General features: G+C 58.8%; 17 protein-coding genes. 3 read left to right on the top strand and 14 right to left on the bottom strand.

Annotated elements, in window-relative coordinates; genetic code table 11:
- The 4 genes from ACM6IV_RS17885 to ACM6IV_RS17870 form a co-directional block, all read right to left on the bottom strand.
- Positions 1-522: a hypothetical protein gene (locus ACM6IV_RS17885; protein ID WP_414871003.1), complete on the bottom strand. Its 522-nt coding sequence runs from the start codon at positions 520-522 to the stop codon at positions 1-3.
- A 70-nt stretch (positions 523-592) separates the two neighbouring features.
- Positions 593-931 carry a phage holin family protein gene (locus tag ACM6IV_RS17880; RefSeq protein WP_414871002.1) on the bottom strand — a complete coding sequence of 113 codons (339 nt, stop codon included), beginning with the start codon at positions 929-931 and terminating at the stop codon, positions 593-595.
- Positions 932-1075: 144 nt separating this feature from the next.
- On the bottom strand, positions 1076-1516 hold the full coding sequence (locus ACM6IV_RS17875; RefSeq protein ID WP_414871001.1) for a tail fiber assembly protein: 441 nt from the start codon (positions 1514-1516) through the stop codon (positions 1076-1078).
- Between the two features lie 552 nt (positions 1517-2068).
- Positions 2069-2803, bottom strand: coding sequence for a LexA family transcriptional regulator (locus ACM6IV_RS17870; RefSeq protein ID WP_414871000.1), 735 nt, complete (start codon positions 2801-2803; stop codon positions 2069-2071).
- Between the two features lie 211 nt (positions 2804-3014).
- On the opposite strand from ACM6IV_RS17870, the gene mutS reads away from it, so the two are divergent.
- Positions 3015-5597, top strand: a complete 2583-nt coding sequence (gene mutS, locus ACM6IV_RS17865) for a DNA mismatch repair protein MutS (RefSeq protein ID WP_414870999.1) — start codon at positions 3015-3017, stop codon at positions 5595-5597.
- 164 nt (positions 5598-5761) lie between these two features.
- A complete protein-coding gene (gene fdxA, locus ACM6IV_RS17860; RefSeq protein WP_007908827.1) occupies positions 5762-6085 on the top strand; it encodes a ferredoxin FdxA in 324 nt (107 codons plus the stop codon).
- Between the two features lie 525 nt (positions 6086-6610).
- On the opposite strand, the gene rpoS is transcribed toward fdxA, so the two are convergent.
- The 8 genes from rpoS to ACM6IV_RS17820 form a co-directional block, all read right to left on the bottom strand.
- Positions 6611-7621, bottom strand: coding sequence for an RNA polymerase sigma factor RpoS (rpoS, locus tag ACM6IV_RS17855; protein ID WP_016985073.1), 1011 nt, complete (start codon positions 7619-7621; stop codon positions 6611-6613).
- Positions 7622-7727: 106 nt separating this feature from the next.
- A complete protein-coding gene (locus tag ACM6IV_RS17850) occupies positions 7728-8597 on the bottom strand; it encodes a peptidoglycan DD-metalloendopeptidase family protein (RefSeq protein ID WP_414870998.1) in 870 nt (289 codons plus the stop codon).
- Positions 8598-8809: 212 nt separating this feature from the next.
- The gene (locus tag ACM6IV_RS17845) at positions 8810-9445 is read right to left on the bottom strand and encodes a protein-L-isoaspartate(D-aspartate) O-methyltransferase (RefSeq protein WP_171057346.1); all 636 of its coding nucleotides are present in this window, start codon (positions 9443-9445) and stop codon (positions 8810-8812) included.
- A gap of 41 nt (positions 9446-9486) precedes the next feature.
- A complete protein-coding gene (gene surE, locus ACM6IV_RS17840; protein WP_007908831.1) occupies positions 9487-10236 on the bottom strand; it encodes a 5'/3'-nucleotidase SurE in 750 nt (249 codons plus the stop codon).
- Positions 10224-11282 (bottom strand): tRNA pseudouridine(13) synthase TruD, encoded by a 1059-nt coding sequence (gene truD, locus ACM6IV_RS17835; protein ID WP_414870997.1) that lies wholly within the window; start codon positions 11280-11282, stop codon positions 10224-10226. Before truD ends, surE begins: the two co-directional genes overlap by 13 nt.
- A complete protein-coding gene (ispF, locus tag ACM6IV_RS17830; RefSeq protein ID WP_034149878.1) occupies positions 11279-11752 on the bottom strand; it encodes a 2-C-methyl-D-erythritol 2,4-cyclodiphosphate synthase in 474 nt (157 codons plus the stop codon). The genes truD and ispF overlap by 4 nt, the downstream gene beginning before the upstream one ends.
- A gap of 53 nt (positions 11753-11805) precedes the next feature.
- Positions 11806-12651, bottom strand: coding sequence for an S-formylglutathione hydrolase (gene fghA, locus ACM6IV_RS17825; protein ID WP_414870996.1), 846 nt, complete (start codon positions 12649-12651; stop codon positions 11806-11808).
- Positions 12652-12716: 65 nt separating this feature from the next.
- The gene (locus tag ACM6IV_RS17820; RefSeq protein WP_007908835.1) at positions 12717-13829 is read right to left on the bottom strand and encodes an S-(hydroxymethyl)glutathione dehydrogenase/class III alcohol dehydrogenase; all 1113 of its coding nucleotides are present in this window, start codon (positions 13827-13829) and stop codon (positions 12717-12719) included.
- 116 nt (positions 13830-13945) lie between these two features.
- On the opposite strand from ACM6IV_RS17820, the gene ACM6IV_RS17815 reads away from it, so the two are divergent.
- Entirely contained in the window at positions 13946-14842 is an 897-nt protein-coding gene (locus ACM6IV_RS17815) for a LysR substrate-binding domain-containing protein (RefSeq protein ID WP_414870995.1), read from the top strand.
- Positions 14843-14985: 143 nt separating this feature from the next.
- Here the strand turns inward: ACM6IV_RS17815 and ispD are convergent, their stop codons facing one another.
- Positions 14986-15693, bottom strand: coding sequence for a 2-C-methyl-D-erythritol 4-phosphate cytidylyltransferase (gene ispD, locus ACM6IV_RS17810; protein WP_038357925.1), 708 nt, complete (start codon positions 15691-15693; stop codon positions 14986-14988).
- Entirely contained in the window at positions 15690-15968 is a 279-nt protein-coding gene (ftsB, locus tag ACM6IV_RS17805) for a cell division protein FtsB (RefSeq protein WP_007908838.1), read from the bottom strand. Before ftsB ends, ispD begins: the two co-directional genes overlap by 4 nt.
- Positions 15969-15970: the final 2 nt, after the last annotated feature.

Below are 15970 nucleotides of genomic sequence, written 5' to 3'. Positions count from 1 at the left end.
TCAGGCCTCCAGCGCGGTGTATTGGTCGGGATCATCGATATTGCTGACTTCCCAGGTGCGGGCGAATTTCGGCGTGCCCAGTGGGTCGTCAAGCAAGGTCGGGCCGAGGTAGAGGGTCTGGTTGAATGTCAGGGTCCAGGCTTTGTATTGCTGATCGCCACGGATGAGCAATGACGGCAAGCCATCGATATTCATCGGCAGATCGCATTGATCGCCGGGCAGGTTCCAGCGGTTGTCAGTCATCAGGTTTTTCAGCACCGCGATCAGATCGCACGCTGCAAATGCGCTGGCGGCAAGGGCCGGGATGACGTGCAGAGAGACCGTCATGACGTGAGCAATTCGCCCGTCAGCGGCGCGCACCCCGGGTCCATTGCGGTCGAAGTCAATCAGCACCCAGGCCTGATCGCCCGGTGCAGTGAAATCATCATGATTGCCGACGCTGAGGTTGAGTCCGGCGGTGTTGCGCAGTGTCGTCGCAATGGCTGTGAACAGTTGCGACGGCTGCTGGATCGGTGTGGGCATACATGACCTCCTTTTCAATCGTCCACGCGCAGCCCTGCCGCCAAAATGGCGGCACGGAGAAGTACTAAGGTTAAGGGTGGTCGCGAGGGGGGATTTCGCAGACGCCGATGCGCTTGGCCGCCCAGCGTTCGTAAAGGCCGATGGCGACGTCGGCGCCGGCCATCGCGGTCAGGCAACCGAACGCGCCGGCGGCCCAGATCGAAAGACCCGCGGCATACAGCAGCATGATCGCCGACACGCCGCAGATCATGCAGGCACCAGAGCGCAGGGCCAGACGCCGCAGCAATGACCAGCCGCGAGCGCCCTCCTTGTCGGCGCGCCACATTTCGCCGGACACCCCGCCAACGACGGCAAGGAGGATGACCAGCCAGATCGGCATGTCCGCCAATGCTTGTTGCTCGGTTGTCATGTCACGCCTCCGGAAGTATTGGGGTGAGTGATGTGTATTGGGATCAATCGTGTTCTCTTCAGGTAGGCATTCCAAAAAGCCCGGCGTCAGGCCAGGCTTTTCAGTAATGCGCTCTCTATAGAGGGTGTGCCGGTAATGACCGAATCAGAAAGGCGCGACCGGCCAGTTGACGTTGGACGGATAGCCGGATTGTTTCTTCATGTCGCTGAGACCAACGCAGTACTGTTTGTAAGCGAGCAGCAGCGCGATTTCTTCAGGGGTGGCAACACCAAGGTCAACCTTGTAATGCAGGGAATTCAACATCAACCACTGCCCTGCAGCAGAAAGAAGCTCCAGAGCTTCCTGCGCTACATCTTTCTCCTGCTCTTGATAGGTTGGTTCACTGAACTCCCAATCAACAAAATTTGTTGTCGTACCCTTCCACCCCACCTGGACTGCCGGGTTTTCTGTGATATCCACCCAATAACCATTCGACAACTGTGCTTCTACTGGCGTGGCCGTAGGCTTCTCTACAGCGTCGACAATCACCAGAACTTTGTTGAAGGCTTTGGAATAGTTGAATCGAACAAAAGCGTAGCGGTTCATTTGTTTCTCCTGTTTGCACTCATCGCAAATACTGTCCTTGGGTTTTGCTTACTTGCCTCTCCGTCAAGGTTCTCAACGAAATAGCTATCAGGCAGGCATTCCAAAAAGCCCGGCAGTTCGCCGGGCTTTTCAGTAATGCGCTCCTTCGCCTTCCTTCAAATCCTGTGTTCAAGAAGGAAGCTGACTTTTCGGCGCTACTGGCGCGGTACGAGTCCATTCAAATTGTTTTTCCGACCGCGGTCCCTGCCCGCCGGATAACTGCTTCTGGTGCTTTACGCTGCACACCCGGGTCAGTTGCCAACCCTCTGAACCGTTGAGGCCGGTTCATCGCTGCCTGTTCTTGTGAAACTAAAGAGCTTTCTTGCCAGCCGCTTTGTCGAGCGGCTTGGTGGCAAGGATATGCATGTATGCATATACAGTCAATGCGTAAATGCATTTATTTATGCGTGAAAATGCGCGAATGCATGAGAGCCCCGCAACTCAAGGGTTTGGCAGTTTCCTCAAGGCGAAAAAAAACCCGCCGATGGGCGGGTTTTTCTGAAGAGGTTCGGGTTAGCGGGCGTACATGCCCCACCAGAAGACGTGACCGAGGATGACGATCTGCTCTTCCTGGATTTCCTGGAAGCTGTAGTCCTCGTCCGGATGTTCATCGCGATTGAAGCTGCGCAGACGAATGCCGGTGGGCAAGCGGTAAAGCTGCTTCACACGTAATTGACCGTTGTGATTGATCGCGTACAGGTCGCCATCAATGATGTCGCCGATGCCGCACTTGCCCGCATTCACACCGACCGTGGCGCCGTCGCGCAACACCGGCAACATGCTGTTGCCACGCACCGTCACGCATTTGGCCTGGTCGAACTGCACGCCGTTATGGCGCAGGCTGCGCTTGCCGAAGCGCAGGCTAGAGCGCTCGCTCTCTTCGATGACGAATCTTCCTGATCCAGCAGCCAATTCAACCTCGCGAAGGAACGGCACCGATACCTCGTCATCATCGACCGGCGTATCGTCGTCCCACAGCATTATGTCCTTGAGTTCCGCGTGTACGTCATCACGCGCGCCAGCGGCGGCCGCCGCGACGTCGGCGCGCCCGCGCAGTTGATCGGTGCTCACGGCGAAGTACTCGGCGATCTTCGAGATATGTTTATCCGAGGGATCGACGATCTTCCCGCTGAGAATCCGCGAGAGAGTGGATTGAGGCACGCCGGTGCGACGGTGGAGCTCCGTGGGGGAGATCCCGTGCTGGTCGAGCAGTGCTCTTAAGACGGAGGCTACGTTGCGTTTTTGCATAACGCGCATAGTGCTTGAAGTTTTTAACGAAGACAAATGCTGATTTGCATAAATCGTGCATAAAGTCACTTTTCGATGAAGAAAACCGTCACCCGGCTGCGATGCCTGCGTCCGACAGAGCGCCCATGGTAACCTTGCGCCCATCGCGCAACAGCCCGGCCGATGCCCGCGCTTTCGCCCTACATCTTTTAACGAGTTGCCTGACAATCCGATGAATAAAGCCGTCTCCGACCTGTCCTCCCACACTCCGATGATGCAGCAATACTGGCGCTTGAAGAATCAGCACCCGGATCAGCTGATGTTCTACCGCATGGGCGACTTCTACGAGATTTTCTACGAAGACGCGAAGAAGGCGGCCAAGCTGCTCGACATCACCCTGACCGCGCGCGGACAGTCGGCGGGGCAGGCGATTCCGATGTGTGGCATTCCTTACCACGCGGCGGAAGGCTATCTGGCGAAACTGGTCAAGCTCGGCGAATCGGTGGTGATCTGCGAGCAGGTGGGTGACCCGGCGACCAGCAAAGGGCCAGTGGAACGTCAAGTGGTGCGCATCATCACGCCGGGTACGGTCAGTGACGAGGCGTTGCTGGATGAGCGTCGCGACAACCTGATCGCGGCGGTATTGGGTGACGAGCGCCTGTTCGGTCTGGCCGTGCTGGACATCACCAGCGGCAACTTCACCGTACTCGAGATCAAGGGCTGGGAAAACCTCCTGGCGGAACTGGAGCGGGTCAACCCGGTTGAGCTGTTGATCCCGGATGACTGGCCAAAAGACCTGCCGGCGGAAAAACGCCGTGGCGTGCGTCGTCGTGCGCCGTGGGATTTCGAGCGCGACTCGGCGTTGAAAAGCCTTTGCCAGCAGTTCTCCACCCAAGACCTGAAGGGCTTTGGCTGCGAGAATCTGACCTTGGCCATCGGCGCCGCCGGTTGCCTGCTGGCCTACGCCAAGGAAACCCAGCGCACCGCCCTGCCCCATCTGCGCAGCCTGCGTCACGAACGCCTGGATGACACGGTGGTGCTGGACGGTGCGAGCCGTCGCAACCTCGAGCTGGATACCAACCTGGCCGGTGGTCGCGACAACACCCTGCAGTCCGTTGTCGATCGCTGCCAGACCGCGATGGGCAGTCGCTTGTTGACCCGCTGGCTGAATCGCCCGCTGCGCGATCTGACCGTATTGCTGGCACGCCAGACCTCAATCACCTGCCTGCTCGACGGCTACCGTTTCGAAAAACTGCAACCGCAACTCAAGGAAATCGGCGACATCGAGCGGATTCTCGCGCGGATCGGACTGCGCAACGCGCGTCCCCGCGACCTTGCTCGTCTGCGTGATGCCCTTGGCGCACTGCCGCAATTGCAAGTGGCGATGACCGATCTGGAAGCGCCGCACCTGCAAGGCCTGGCGACCACCACCAGCACCTACCCGGAACTGGCGGCGCTGCTGGAAAAAGCCATTATCGACAACCCGCCCGCAGTCATCCGTGACGGCGGCGTGCTGAAAACCGGCTACGACAGCGAACTCGACGAGCTGCAATCGCTGAGCGAAAACGCCGGTCAGTTCTTGATCGATCTTGAAGCGCGCGAGAAGGCGCGTACCGGCCTGGCCAACCTGAAAGTCGGCTATAACCGTATTCACGGCTACTTTATCGAGTTGCCGAGCAAGCAGGCGGAATCGGCGCCGGCGGATTACATCCGTCGCCAGACGTTGAAAGGCGCCGAGCGCTTCATCACGCCGGAACTGAAAGAGTTCGAAGACAAAGCCCTTTCTGCGAAGAGCCGTGCCCTGGCGCGCGAGAAGATGCTGTACGAAGCGCTGCTGGAGGATCTGATCAGCCAGTTGCCACCGTTGCAGGATACCGCCGGCGCGCTGGCCGAACTCGACGTATTGAGCAACCTCGCCGAGCGCGCACTGAACCTCGACCTGAACTGCCCGCGATTCGTCAGCGAACCGTGCATGCGCATCACCCAGGGCCGTCACCCGGTGGTCGAGCAAGTGCTGACCACGCCGTTCGTGGCTAACGACCTGAGTCTGGACGACAACACGCGCATGTTGGTGATCACCGGCCCGAACATGGGCGGTAAATCCACCTACATGCGCCAGACCGCTCTGATCGTGCTGCTGGCACACATCGGCAGCTTCGTGCCGGCAGCCAGTTGCGAATTGTCGCTGGTCGATCGCATTTTCACCCGGATCGGCTCCAGCGATGACCTGGCCGGTGGCCGTTCGACCTTCATGGTCGAGATGAGCGAAACTGCCAACATCCTGCACAACGCAACCGAGCGCAGCCTGGTGCTGATGGACGAAGTCGGTCGCGGCACCAGCACCTTCGACGGCCTGTCGCTGGCCTGGGCAGCCGCCGAGCGTCTGGCCCATTTACGTGCCTATACGTTATTCGCGACCCACTACTTCGAACTGACCGTGTTGCCGGAAGCCGAGCCATTGGTGGCCAACGTCCACCTCAATGCGACCGAGCACAATGAGCGCATCGTGTTCCTGCACCACGTACTGCCGGGACCGGCCAGTCAGAGTTATGGTCTGGCAGTGGCACAGTTGGCCGGGGTACCAAGCGAAGTGATCCTGCGCGCCCGCGAACACCTGAGCCGACTGGAAGACACTGCCTTGCCCCACGAGGCGCCGAAGCCGGCTGCCAAGGGCAAACCGGCAACACCGCAGCAGAGCGACATGTTCGCCAGCCTGCCGCATCCGGTACTGGATGAGCTGGCCAAGCTGGATATCGATGACCTGACCCCGCGTCGTGCGCTCGAAATGCTCTATGCACTGAAGAACCGGATATAAGCACTGAAGAAGCGGATATAACGCAAACGGCTTCAAGCTGTTAGAATCTCGCGCGGTTTGGGATGCTGCTGGCGAAATAGCCTGGCCAGCAGGTATCGCTCCCGAACCTGGCGACCCCAACCGTGAAGGGGCAACGCTGCCGCCGCCTGAGGAGAAAATTAGAAATGACCTTCGTCGTCACCGACAACTGCATCAAGTGCAAGTACACCGACTGCGTAGAAGTCTGTCCGGTGGACTGCTTTTACGAAGGCCCGAATTTCCTGGTGATTCACCCGGATGAGTGCATCGACTGCGCCCTGTGCGAACCGGAATGCCCGGCCGTGGCCATTTTCTCCGAGGACGAAGTTCCGGAAGAGATGCAGGAATTCATTCAACTCAACGTTGAGCTGGCTGAAATCTGGCCGAACATCACCGAGAAGAAAGAATCGCTGCCGGATGCCGAAGAGTGGGATGGCGTGAAAGGCAAGATCAAAGACCTCGAACGCTGATCTGTCGCGCGCTCGAAATAAAAGGCCCCTTGCGGGCCTTTTTGCTATCCCGCGTTTACTTTCCTGCGGGCAAAAAAAAGGGGCGGTATGACCCGCCCACATTTTTTCCCTATTCCCTGTATTCCTTTTCATCGTCCTGATGAATCGCATCCTGCGATGTCCGTTCCCCTCTTCCTTGAAGGGCGTGTCTGTCCGTCGACACAACCCAGATACTAGAGAGTTCCCCGCCAAGAGCAATCGGCCTTGAGACCGAAAAAGCGCTGTAATAAGCACTTCACATTAAAAAATAAATATATAAATCAACAAGTTAGATAGCCACACCGTGAGCAATCGACGTCTACGGTCGTGTAAAAATACTGAACACTTACAAGAGAGTAAGACAAGGCTTACACCGCGAGACTACAAACGATGGAAATGCCTACCGTACGTCCGGCAATGAACCGGACTATGGACGGGTAGCAAAATTCATGACAACAAAAAACCCCGAACCAGTCGGGGCGTTTTGCGGGCTAGCGTGTGAAGCGCCTACTGGAACAGCGACTCGCTCGACAGGCCATTCTTCTCGAGGATTTCACGCAGGCGTTTGAGGCCTTCCACCTGGATCTGCCGTACCCGTTCGCGGGTCAGGCCAATCTCCAGGCCTACATCTTCCAGCGTGCTGCTCTCGTGACCGCGCAGGCCGAAGCGACGTACCACCACTTCGCGCTGCTTGTCGGTCAGCTCCGACAGCCATTGATCGATGCTCTGCGACAGGTCGTCGTCCTGCAGCAGTTCACAAGGATCGGTAGGACGATCATCTGTCAGGGTATCCAGCAGGGTTTTATCCGAATCCGGACCCAGCGAGACGTCGACCGAAGAAACCCGTTCGTTCAGGCCGAGCATGCGCTTGACCTCGCCCACCGGTTTTTCCAGCAGGTTGGCGATTTCTTCGGGTGAAGGTTCGTGGTCGAGTTTCTGCGTCAGCTCCCGTGCAGCCCGCAGGTACACGTTGAGTTCCTTGACCACATGAATCGGCAACCGGATGGTCCGGGTCTGGTTCATGATCGCGCGCTCGATGGTCTGCCGAATCCACCAGGTCGCGTAGGTCGAGAAGCGGAAGCCGCGCTCGGGATCGAACTTTTCCACCGCGCGGATCAGTCCGAGGTTGCCCTCTTCGATCAGATCCAGCAGCGATAGCCCCCGATTGACGTAACGCCGGGCGATTTTAACCACCAGCCGCAGGTTACTTTCGATCATGCGCTTGCGCCCGGCCGGATCGCCACTTTGCGACAAGCGCGCAAAATGAACTTCTTCCTCCGGGGAGAGCAATGGGGAAAAGCCGATTTCGTTGAGATACAACTGCGTGGCATCAAGTGCACGCGTGTAGTCGATGTACTTATGTTGTTTGAGTGAAGCGGAGTGTTTGGATTTGGAACGAACGGAAGGTGGAGCAGCCCCTTCATCATTCGACATCGAAGATTCCGAATCGATGCCGGCCTCCATAAGGAGAACCTCATCGTCGATGTCAAACTCCGGCACTTCTTTACTGAGAGCCATTGTTATAGTCCTTTGGTGAGTTCGACCCCAAGCTCAAGCGACGCCTTTATCCTTGGCAGCGCTGGAGCCTGTCCCCTCTACGCGACGGAACAGGCTGGCTTACAAATCAACGTCTTGGCAGGAACTGCAGCGGATCTACAGGTTTACCTTGGCGGCGAATCTCAAAATGCAGTTTCACCCGGTCTGTACCCGTTGACCCCATTTCGGCAATTGTCTGTCCGACCTTGACCTGCTGTCCCTCCCGAACCAACAGCCTGCGATTATGTCCGTAGGCACTGACGTAGGTTTCGCTGTGTTTGATGATGACTAATTCGCCGTAGCCCCTTAAGCCACTCCCGGCGTATACCACCGTCCCATCAGACGCAGCTAAAACAGGCTGTCCCAAATCTCCGGCGATATCAATTCCTTTATTCAAACTACCGTTTGAAGAGAATTTTCCAATCAGAATGCCATTAGATGGCCATCCCCAGCCGGTCGGGGCCGGGCCTGCCGGAGGCGACGGAGGAGGCGCTTGCTTGCTCGCGACGGACGGTACAACCCCCGTAGAACCGGTGGTTGTAGTGGTCGTCGTGCCATTCGCCTGGCGCCGGATTACCGTGGTTTTGCTTGAGGAAGAAGGCGAGGAACTGCTGTTGCTCACCACCGCTGTCGGCGTTGAACCGGTGCGGCCGTCAAAGCGAATCGTCTGACCCGGATGGATCGTATACGGCGTAGGAATATTGTTCCGGGCCGCGAGGGCTTTGTAGTCCCAACCGTAGCGAAATGCGATCGAGAACATCGTATCGCCCGGACGGACTACATACTGTCCGGTCGTCACCGTAGGACGCTGGGCCACCGCGTTGTTGCGATCGACCACCCGGACATTGCTCGATTTGGTGCTGGAGCAACCGACCAGCAAGGTGCTCAAGACAAGGCCAGTCACCAGGCGCTGAAAGCTCGTGTTACCCATACGCTGCGCAATGACTGTGAGACTCACCCGCCGCTCCCTTTGTGGTGGCTGAAAAATGTGAAATGCCGGATCTCGGCATGAGGTGTCGCAAGTATAACGGGCCGAACCGGCTTTACCTTTAATGATGCGAAATCGCTTTGCGCACACGTTTGCAAGCTGACAATCCGCTGCGTTTAATCCATCGCTGCCGGAGTAAGACACAGGCGAACGAAAGGAATTCAGCGCGCGTAAACAAATGCTCAGGCCAGTGGCCCGTTGAGCAATGGCACGAACCGGACGGCCCCCAGAACATGCCGGGAAAAGCCGTTTTCCTCACGCACGATCAGCAACAACTGCTGCACTTCCCCGGAGCCCACCGGAATCACCATGCGCCCGCCCGGTGCCAATTGATCGAGCAAGGCTTGCGGAACATCCGTGGCCACGGCGGTGACGATAATGCCGTTATAGGGTGCCAGCGCCGGCCAGCCTTCCCAGCCGTCGCCCCAACGGAACACCACGTTGCGCAGGTTCAGTTCAACCAGACGCTCCTTGGCGCGATCCTGCAGCACCTTGATGCGCTCAACCGAGAACACCCGCTCGACCAATTGTGACAACACCGCTGTCTGGTAACCGGAACCGGTGCCGATCTCCAGCACCTTATCCAGCGGCCCAGCCTCGAGCAGCAGTTCGCTCATGCGCGCCACCATATAAGGCTGGGAAATCGTCTGGTTGTTGCCGATCGGCAGCGCCGTGTCTTCATAGGCGCGGTGTGCCAGCGCCTCGTCGACGAACAGGTGACGCGGCGTACGCCGGATCACTTCCAGCACCTTGGCGTTGGACACACCTTCCTCGTACAGGCGCTGGATCAGCCGCTCGCGGGTACGCTGAGAGGTCATGCCGATCCCGCTGCGCAGTCTGTCTTCGTGTTCACGGGCCATCAGCGCAGTCCCTCCAGCCAGCCATCGAGGCTTCTGAACGCATCGTTGAAGGTGCGATCGAGCTGTAACGGCGTGATCGACACATAGCCCTGCATCACCGCATGAAAGTCGGTGCCCGGGCCGCCGTCTTCGGCATCGCCGGCAGCGGCAATCCAGTAACCGGCCTTGCCCCGTGGATCAACCACTTTCATCGGCGCCGCCGCCCGGGCGCGATGGCCCAGACGGGTCAGCTGAATGCCGCGAATGTGGTCGATGGGCAGATTGGGAATGTTCACGTTGAGCACCGTGCGCGGCGGCAGATCGAGCCCGGCATGGGCTTCAACCAGTTTGCGCGCAAAGTACGCCGCCGTCGGCAGATTATCCACCTGCCGCGAGACCAGCGAAAAAGCGAACGACGGACGCTCGAGGAAACGCCCCTCAAGGGCCGCCGCCACGGTTCCGGAATACAGCACGTCATCGCCAAGGTTGGCACCGAGGTTGATCCCGGAAACCACCATGTCTGCCTCGCGCTCCAGCAGGCCGTTGAGGCCCAGGTGCACGCAGTCGGTCGGTGTGCCGTTGAGGCTGATAAAGCCATTGGCCAGGTATTGCGGGTGCAGTGGACGGTCGAGCGTCAGCGAACTGCTGGCGCCGCTTTTGTCCTGCTCCGGGGCGATAACCACGCACTCGGTGTAATCCGCCAGCGCAGCATAAAGCGCGGCGAGACCGGGTGCGGTTACCCCATCGTCGTTAGAAATCAGAATACGCATGGGCTGTCCGTCTGCCCCACCGGCACCAGATCAACGAGTTCGCGCACCAATACGGTGGCGAAGCATCCGGCCGGGAGGACGAATTCCAGTTGCAGAATGTCAGGCTGGGGATAATGCCACGTCAACCCGCCAATGGGCAGCCGCAGGATGCGACGTTCGTGGCTCATACCGGCGTTGACCAACCAATCGCGCAGCTCTGCTTCATTGGCGGCGATCCCCTGCTCCAGAGCATGGACAGCGCCTGCGGTCGGCGAGTCACCTTCGCCCCACTGCGGGCCGGTCGGATGCAGATCGAGGATCGCCAGACGCGGGTCGCTGCACTCAGCCTCACCGGCCGGAAAAAAACTGCGGCTGTCGGTGAACGCGAGCAGATCACCGACCTGGGCTTTTTGCCAGGTGCCATCGGCAACACGCGCCGCCAGCACTTGGTTGAAGAGAAAACTGCGCGCGGTCGAGAGCAGGCGCGAACGCACGTTGCGTTGCTCCGGCAGAGCCATGCGCGCCGCCCAGGAACGGGCATCGACAACGTTGCCGCCGTCATGACCGAAACGCTGGGCGCCGAAATAATTGGGAATACCTTGCTTAGCGATCAGTTGCAGGCGTTGTTCAATCGCGTCTTTGTCGCCAGCGAACTGGGTCAGGCGCAAGGTGAAACCGTTGGCCGAATGCGCACCGCGTTGCAGTTTGCGTTTGTGGCGAGTGGTTTTGAGGATTTTCAGCGTGTCGTTTTCCGCCGCCGACAGATCAGGGTCAGCCTTGCCCGGCAACTGCACGCTGAACCACTGGCGAGTGAGCGCCTGACGATCCTTGAGGCCGGCATAGCTGACGGTGCGCAACGGAACGCCAGCCGCCTTGGCGATACGCCGCGCGGCTTCCTCAGTGTTCAGGCCACGTTTTTCGACCCAGATCCACAGGTGTTCGCCATCGCCGCTGAACGGGATATCGAGCACTTCATCGACCTGAAAATCTTCAGCGATGGCTTTCAGTACCGCAGTGCCGAGGGAGTCGCCATAGGCCCGCGGGCCGAGCAATTGCAGTTCATTCATGCGCGCAGCAACAAGGCAACGGAGTGCACGGCGATGCCTTCTTCGCGACCGACAAAGCCAAGCTTTTCGGTGGTGGTAGCTTTCACGTTCACTTGATCCAACTCAACTTGAAGATCCGCCGCGATCAGCGCGCGCATCGATTCGATATGCGGGGCCATTTTGGGCGCCTGGGCAACGATGGTGTTGTCGACGTTGCCGACTTTCCAGCCTTTGGCATGGATCAGCGCGACCACATGACGCAGCAGCGCACGGCTGTCGGCGCCCTTGAATTGCGGGTCGGTGTCCGGGAAGTGTTTGCCGATATCACCCAGCGCCGCGGCGCCGAGCAAGGCATCGCTCAAGGCGTGCAGCAGGACGTCACCGTCGGAATGAGCGAGCAGCCCGAAGCTGTGTGCAATGCGCACGCCGCCCAGAGTAATGAAATCGCCTTCAGCGAAACGGTGCACATCATAGCCGTGGCCAATACGCATAAAAAAACGCCCCGATTTTTGTCAGGGCGTGATTCTACCTGCTTTGTCAGACATTAGGCGCCTAGAGCGCGTGCGTGATGCTGCAAGTGGTCGTCTATGAAGCTTGAGATGAAGAAATAGCTGTGGTCGTAGCCCGGTTGCAGGCGCAATGTCAGCGGATGGCCCGCTTGTTTTGCGGCTTGTTGCAGGGCTTCGGGTTTGAGCTGTTTTTCAAGGAAGTCATCGCGATCACCTTGATCGACCAGCAGCGGCAGTTTTTCATCCGCTTCGGCGATCAGCGCGCAGGCATCCCACTCCTTCCACTTCGAACGGTCTTCGCCCAGGTAACGCGAGAACGCTTTCTGCCCCCACGGGCAATCCATCGGGTTGTTGATCGGCGAAAACGCTGACACCGACTGGTAACGCCCCGGATTGCGCAACGCACACACCAAAGCACCGTGGCCGCCCATGGAGTGGCCGCTGATGCTGCGTTTGTCCGAAGCGGGGAAATGCGCTTCAACTAATGAAGGCAATTCCTGCACGACATAGTCATGCATCCGATAGTGGCGCGCCCAAGGCTCCTGCGTGGCATTCAGATAGAACCCGGCGCCGAGACCGAAATCCCACGCGCCATCAGGATCACCCGGCACATCCGGCCCGCGAGGGCTGGTGTCCGGCGCAACGATGATCAAACCCAGTTCGGCCGCCATGCGCATCGCGCCAGCCTTTTGCATGAAATTCTCGTCGGTGCAGGTCAGGCCGGACAACCAGTACAGCACCGGCAGCTTGCCGCCCTGCTCCGCCTGCGGCGGCAGGTACACGGCGAATACCATGTCGCAACCCAGCACATCGGAGCGATGCCGATAGCGCTTGTGCCAACCGCCGAAACTCTTCTGACAGGAGATGTTTTCCAGACTCATGTAAAGACTCCTACGCGGTCACGGCCACAAGCCTTCAAGACTTGCAGCCATGTCGCCACGATTGATCAGAAATGAATGACAGTACGGATGCTCTTGCCTTCGTGCATCAGGTCGAAGGCCTTGTTGATATCTTCCAGGCCCATGGTGTGGGTGATGAACGTATCCAGCGGGATCTCACCGCTCTGGGCCATATCGACGTAGCTCGGCAATTCAGTACGACCGCGTACGCCGCCGAACGCCGAACCACGCCAGACGCGACCGGTGACCAACTGGAATGGACGGGTAGCGATTTCCTGACCGGCACCGGCCACGCCGATGATCACAGACTCGCCCCAACCTTTGTGGCAGCACTCAAGGGCTGCGCGCATCAGTTGCACATTGCCGATGCATTCGAAAGAGAAGTCGACGCCGCCATCGGTCATGTCGACGATCACTTCCTGAATCGGACGATCAAAGTCTTTCGGGTTTACGCAATCGGTGGCGCCGAGTTGCTTGGCGATTTCGAACTTGGCCGGGTTGATGTCGATGGCGATGATGCGTGCAGCCTTGGCTTTCACCGCACCGATCACCGCCGACAGACCGATGCCGCCCAGACCGAAGATGGCCACGGTGTCACCCGGTTTGACCTTGGCCGTGTTGAGTACCGCACCGATACCGGTGGTGACGCCGCAACCGAGCAGGCAGACTTTTTCCAGTGGCGCATCCTTGGAGATCTTGGCCACAGAGATTTCCGGCAACACAGTGTATTCCGAAAAGGTCGACGTGCCCATGTAGTGGAAAATCGTTTCGCCCTTGTAGGAAAAGCGCGAAGTGCCGTCCGGCATCAAACCCTTGCCCTGAGTTGCGCGAATCGCCTGACACAGGTTGGTCTTGCCCGACTTGCAGAATTTGCACTGGCCGCATTCCGGGGTGTACAGCGGAATCACGTGATCGCCGACGGCAACCGAGGTCACGCCCTCGCCGATGGCTTCAACGATGGCGCCACCTTCGTGGCCGAGAATCGACGGGAAGATACCTTCCGGGTCGGCACCGGACAGCGTGTAAGCGTCAGTGTGGCAAACACCAGAAGCGACGACGCGCAGCAACACTTCACCGGCTTTGGGCATGGCGACATCGACTTCTACGATTTCCAGCGGCTTCTTGGCCTCGAAGGCAACGGCGGCGCGCGACTTGATCATGCTGACTCTCCAGGGAATGCATTGAATAAAAAACCAGACAAGGAGTGTAATACACAGCTTTACGATGAATAATCCGGACAAAAGCAAAACATTATTGCCATACAGGGATAATCCCGATGTCCGAAAACCGCTGGGAAGGCATCGACGAATTCGTCGCCGTTGCCGAATGCAGCCAGTTCACTGCTGCTGCCGAACGTCTTGGGGTTTCGTCCTCGCACATCAGCCGACAAATCGTACGGCTGGAAGAGAGACTTCAGACGCGCCTGCTCTATCGCAGCACGCGCCGGGTGACGCTGACCGAGGCCGGCCAGACCTTCCTGCAACATTGCCAACGCTTGCAGGATGGTCGCGAAGAAGCCCTGCGTGCGGTCGGCGATCTGACCAGCGAACCAAAGGGCATGCTGCGCATGACCTGCGCGGTGGCCTACGGTGAGCGTTTTATCGTGCCGCTGGTGACGCGGTTTATGGGTCTTTATCCGCAACTGCGCATTGATATCGAATTGAGCAATCGACAGCTTGATCTGGTGCATGAAGGATTGGACCTGGCGATTCGCCTAGGCCGCTTGCAGGATTCGCGATTGGTCGCGACACGCCTGGCGCCACGACGAATGTATCTGTGCGCGTCACCGTCCTACGTCGAGCGGTACGGGCGCCCACACAGTTTGTCGGAACTGAGCCGACATAACTGCCTGATCGGCAGCTCGGACATCTGGCAACTTGAGCAAAACGGACGGGAGTTCTCCCAGCGGGTGCAGGGAAACTGGCGTTGTAACAGTGGGCAAGCGGTGCTGGATGCGGCGCTGCAGGGAGTGGGGCTGTGTCAGTTGCCGGATTATTACGTGCTGGAGCATTTGCACAGTGGCGCGCTGATTTCGTTGCTGGAGGCGCATCAGCCGCCGAATACGGCGGTGTGGGCGCTGTATCCGCAGCAAAGGCATTTGTCGCCGAAGGTGCGCAAGTTGGTGGATTTTTTGAAGGTGGGGTTGGCTGAGCGACCGGAGTATCGGTGCTAAGTTATGCGATGCCTGAGCAGCCGTCTTCGCGAGCAAGCTCGCTCCCACAGGGGGCCGGCAGTGAATGCACATTGGATGTCAGGCGCAAATCAAATGTGGGAGCGAGCTTGCTCGCGAAGGCAGCAGAACAGGCAACACAGCAATCAGCGACGATTAGCCCAACGCTGACGCAACCACTCCAGATCTTCAGGCCGGGTGACCTTGAGGTTATCCGCCCGCCCTTCAATCAGACGCGGCTTGAGACCGGCCCACTCCATCGCCGATGCCTCGTCAGTAATCAGCGCATCAGCCACCAGACTGTCCGCCAACGCCCGATGCAACGCGCCGAGGCGGAACATCTGCGGCGTATAGGCCTGCCAGATCACGCTGCGATCCACGGTTTCCACCACACGACCGTGCTTGTCGACGCGCTTCAAGGTGTCGCGTGCTGGCACCGCGAGCAAACCGCCCACAGGGTCATCTGCCAGTTCATCCAGTAACTTGTCGAGATCCTCGCGACTCAGGTTGGGCCGCGCCGCATCGTGCACCAGCACCCAATCCTCATCATCGGCACCCTGCGCATGCAAATGCAGCAAAGCATTGAGCACCGAGCCGGAACGCTCTGCCCCGCCCTCCACGCGCTGAATCCGCGGATCGCTGACACACGCCAGATTCGGCCAGTAAGGATCATCAACCGCAAGACTGACCACCAGCCCCTTGAGGCTCGGGTGATCAAGGAAACAGCCGAGGCTGTGTTCGAGAATTGTGCGCCCGCCCAGTTGCAGGTATTGCTTGGGACGGTCCGCGGCCATTCGGGCACCGACGCCCGCGGCAGGAATCACGGCCCAGAAGGCCGGCAGGGAATTGATCATTGGGCCAACTGGTAAAGGGTTTCGCCGTCCTTGACCATGCCCAGTTCGTGACGAGCCCGTTCTTCAACGGTCTCCATACCCTTTTTCAACTCGCTGACTTCAGCGTCCATCACCCGGTTGCGCTCCAGCAAACCTTCGTTCTCGGCGTGTTGATCAGCAATCTGCTGATTCAGCTCGGCGACCTGCGCCAGACTGCCATTGCCCACCCACAGGCGGTACTGCAGACCGGCCAGTAGCAAGAGCAAAACGAGAAACAACCAGTAAGGACTGCGCATCG

Source organism: Pseudomonas sp. IT-347P, assembly GCF_949768005.1.
GTDB lineage: Bacteria > Pseudomonadota > Gammaproteobacteria > Pseudomonadales > Pseudomonadaceae > Aquipseudomonas.
The sequence above is the reverse complement of the archived record's forward strand: the minus strand, read 5'-3'. Positions and strand labels throughout refer to the sequence as shown.

Coding starts and splice junctions, on each gene's coding strand:
- ACM6IV_RS17885 (WP_414871003.1), bottom strand. CDS start 522: ATGCCCACACCGATCCAGCAGCCGTCGCAACTGTTCACAGCCATTGCG.
- ACM6IV_RS17880 (WP_414871002.1), bottom strand. CDS start 931: ATGACAACCGAGCAACAAGCATTGGCGGACATGCCGATCTGGCTGGTC.
- ACM6IV_RS17875 (WP_414871001.1), bottom strand. CDS start 1,516: ATGAACCGCTACGCTTTTGTTCGATTCAACTATTCCAAAGCCTTCAAC.
- ACM6IV_RS17870 (WP_414871000.1), bottom strand. CDS start 2,803: ATGCAAAAACGCAACGTAGCCTCCGTCTTAAGAGCACTGCTCGACCAG.
- mutS (WP_414870999.1), top strand. CDS start 3,015: ATGAATAAAGCCGTCTCCGACCTGTCCTCCCACACTCCGATGATGCAG.
- fdxA (WP_007908827.1), top strand. CDS start 5,762: ATGACCTTCGTCGTCACCGACAACTGCATCAAGTGCAAGTACACCGAC.
- rpoS (WP_016985073.1), bottom strand. CDS start 7,621: ATGGCTCTCAGTAAAGAAGTGCCGGAGTTTGACATCGACGATGAGGTT.
- ACM6IV_RS17845 (WP_171057346.1), bottom strand. CDS start 9,445: ATGACCTCTCAGCGTACCCGCGAGCGGCTGATCCAGCGCCTGTACGAG.
- surE (WP_007908831.1), bottom strand. CDS start 10,236: ATGCGTATTCTGATTTCTAACGACGATGGGGTAACCGCACCCGGTCTC.
- truD (WP_414870997.1), bottom strand. CDS start 11,282: ATGAATGAACTGCAATTGCTCGGCCCGCGGGCCTATGGCGACTCCCTC.
- ispF (WP_034149878.1), bottom strand. CDS start 11,752: ATGCGTATTGGCCACGGCTATGATGTGCACCGTTTCGCTGAAGGCGAT.
- fghA (WP_414870996.1), bottom strand. CDS start 12,651: ATGAGTCTGGAAAACATCTCCTGTCAGAAGAGTTTCGGCGGTTGGCAC.
- ACM6IV_RS17820 (WP_007908835.1), bottom strand. CDS start 13,829: ATGATCAAGTCGCGCGCCGCCGTTGCCTTCGAGGCCAAGAAGCCGCTG.
- ACM6IV_RS17815 (WP_414870995.1), top strand. CDS start 13,946: ATGTCCGAAAACCGCTGGGAAGGCATCGACGAATTCGTCGCCGTTGCC.
- ispD (WP_038357925.1), bottom strand. CDS start 15,693: ATGATCAATTCCCTGCCGGCCTTCTGGGCCGTGATTCCTGCCGCGGGC.
- ftsB (WP_007908838.1), bottom strand. CDS start 15,968: ATGCGCAGTCCTTACTGGTTGTTTCTCGTTTTGCTCTTGCTACTGGCC.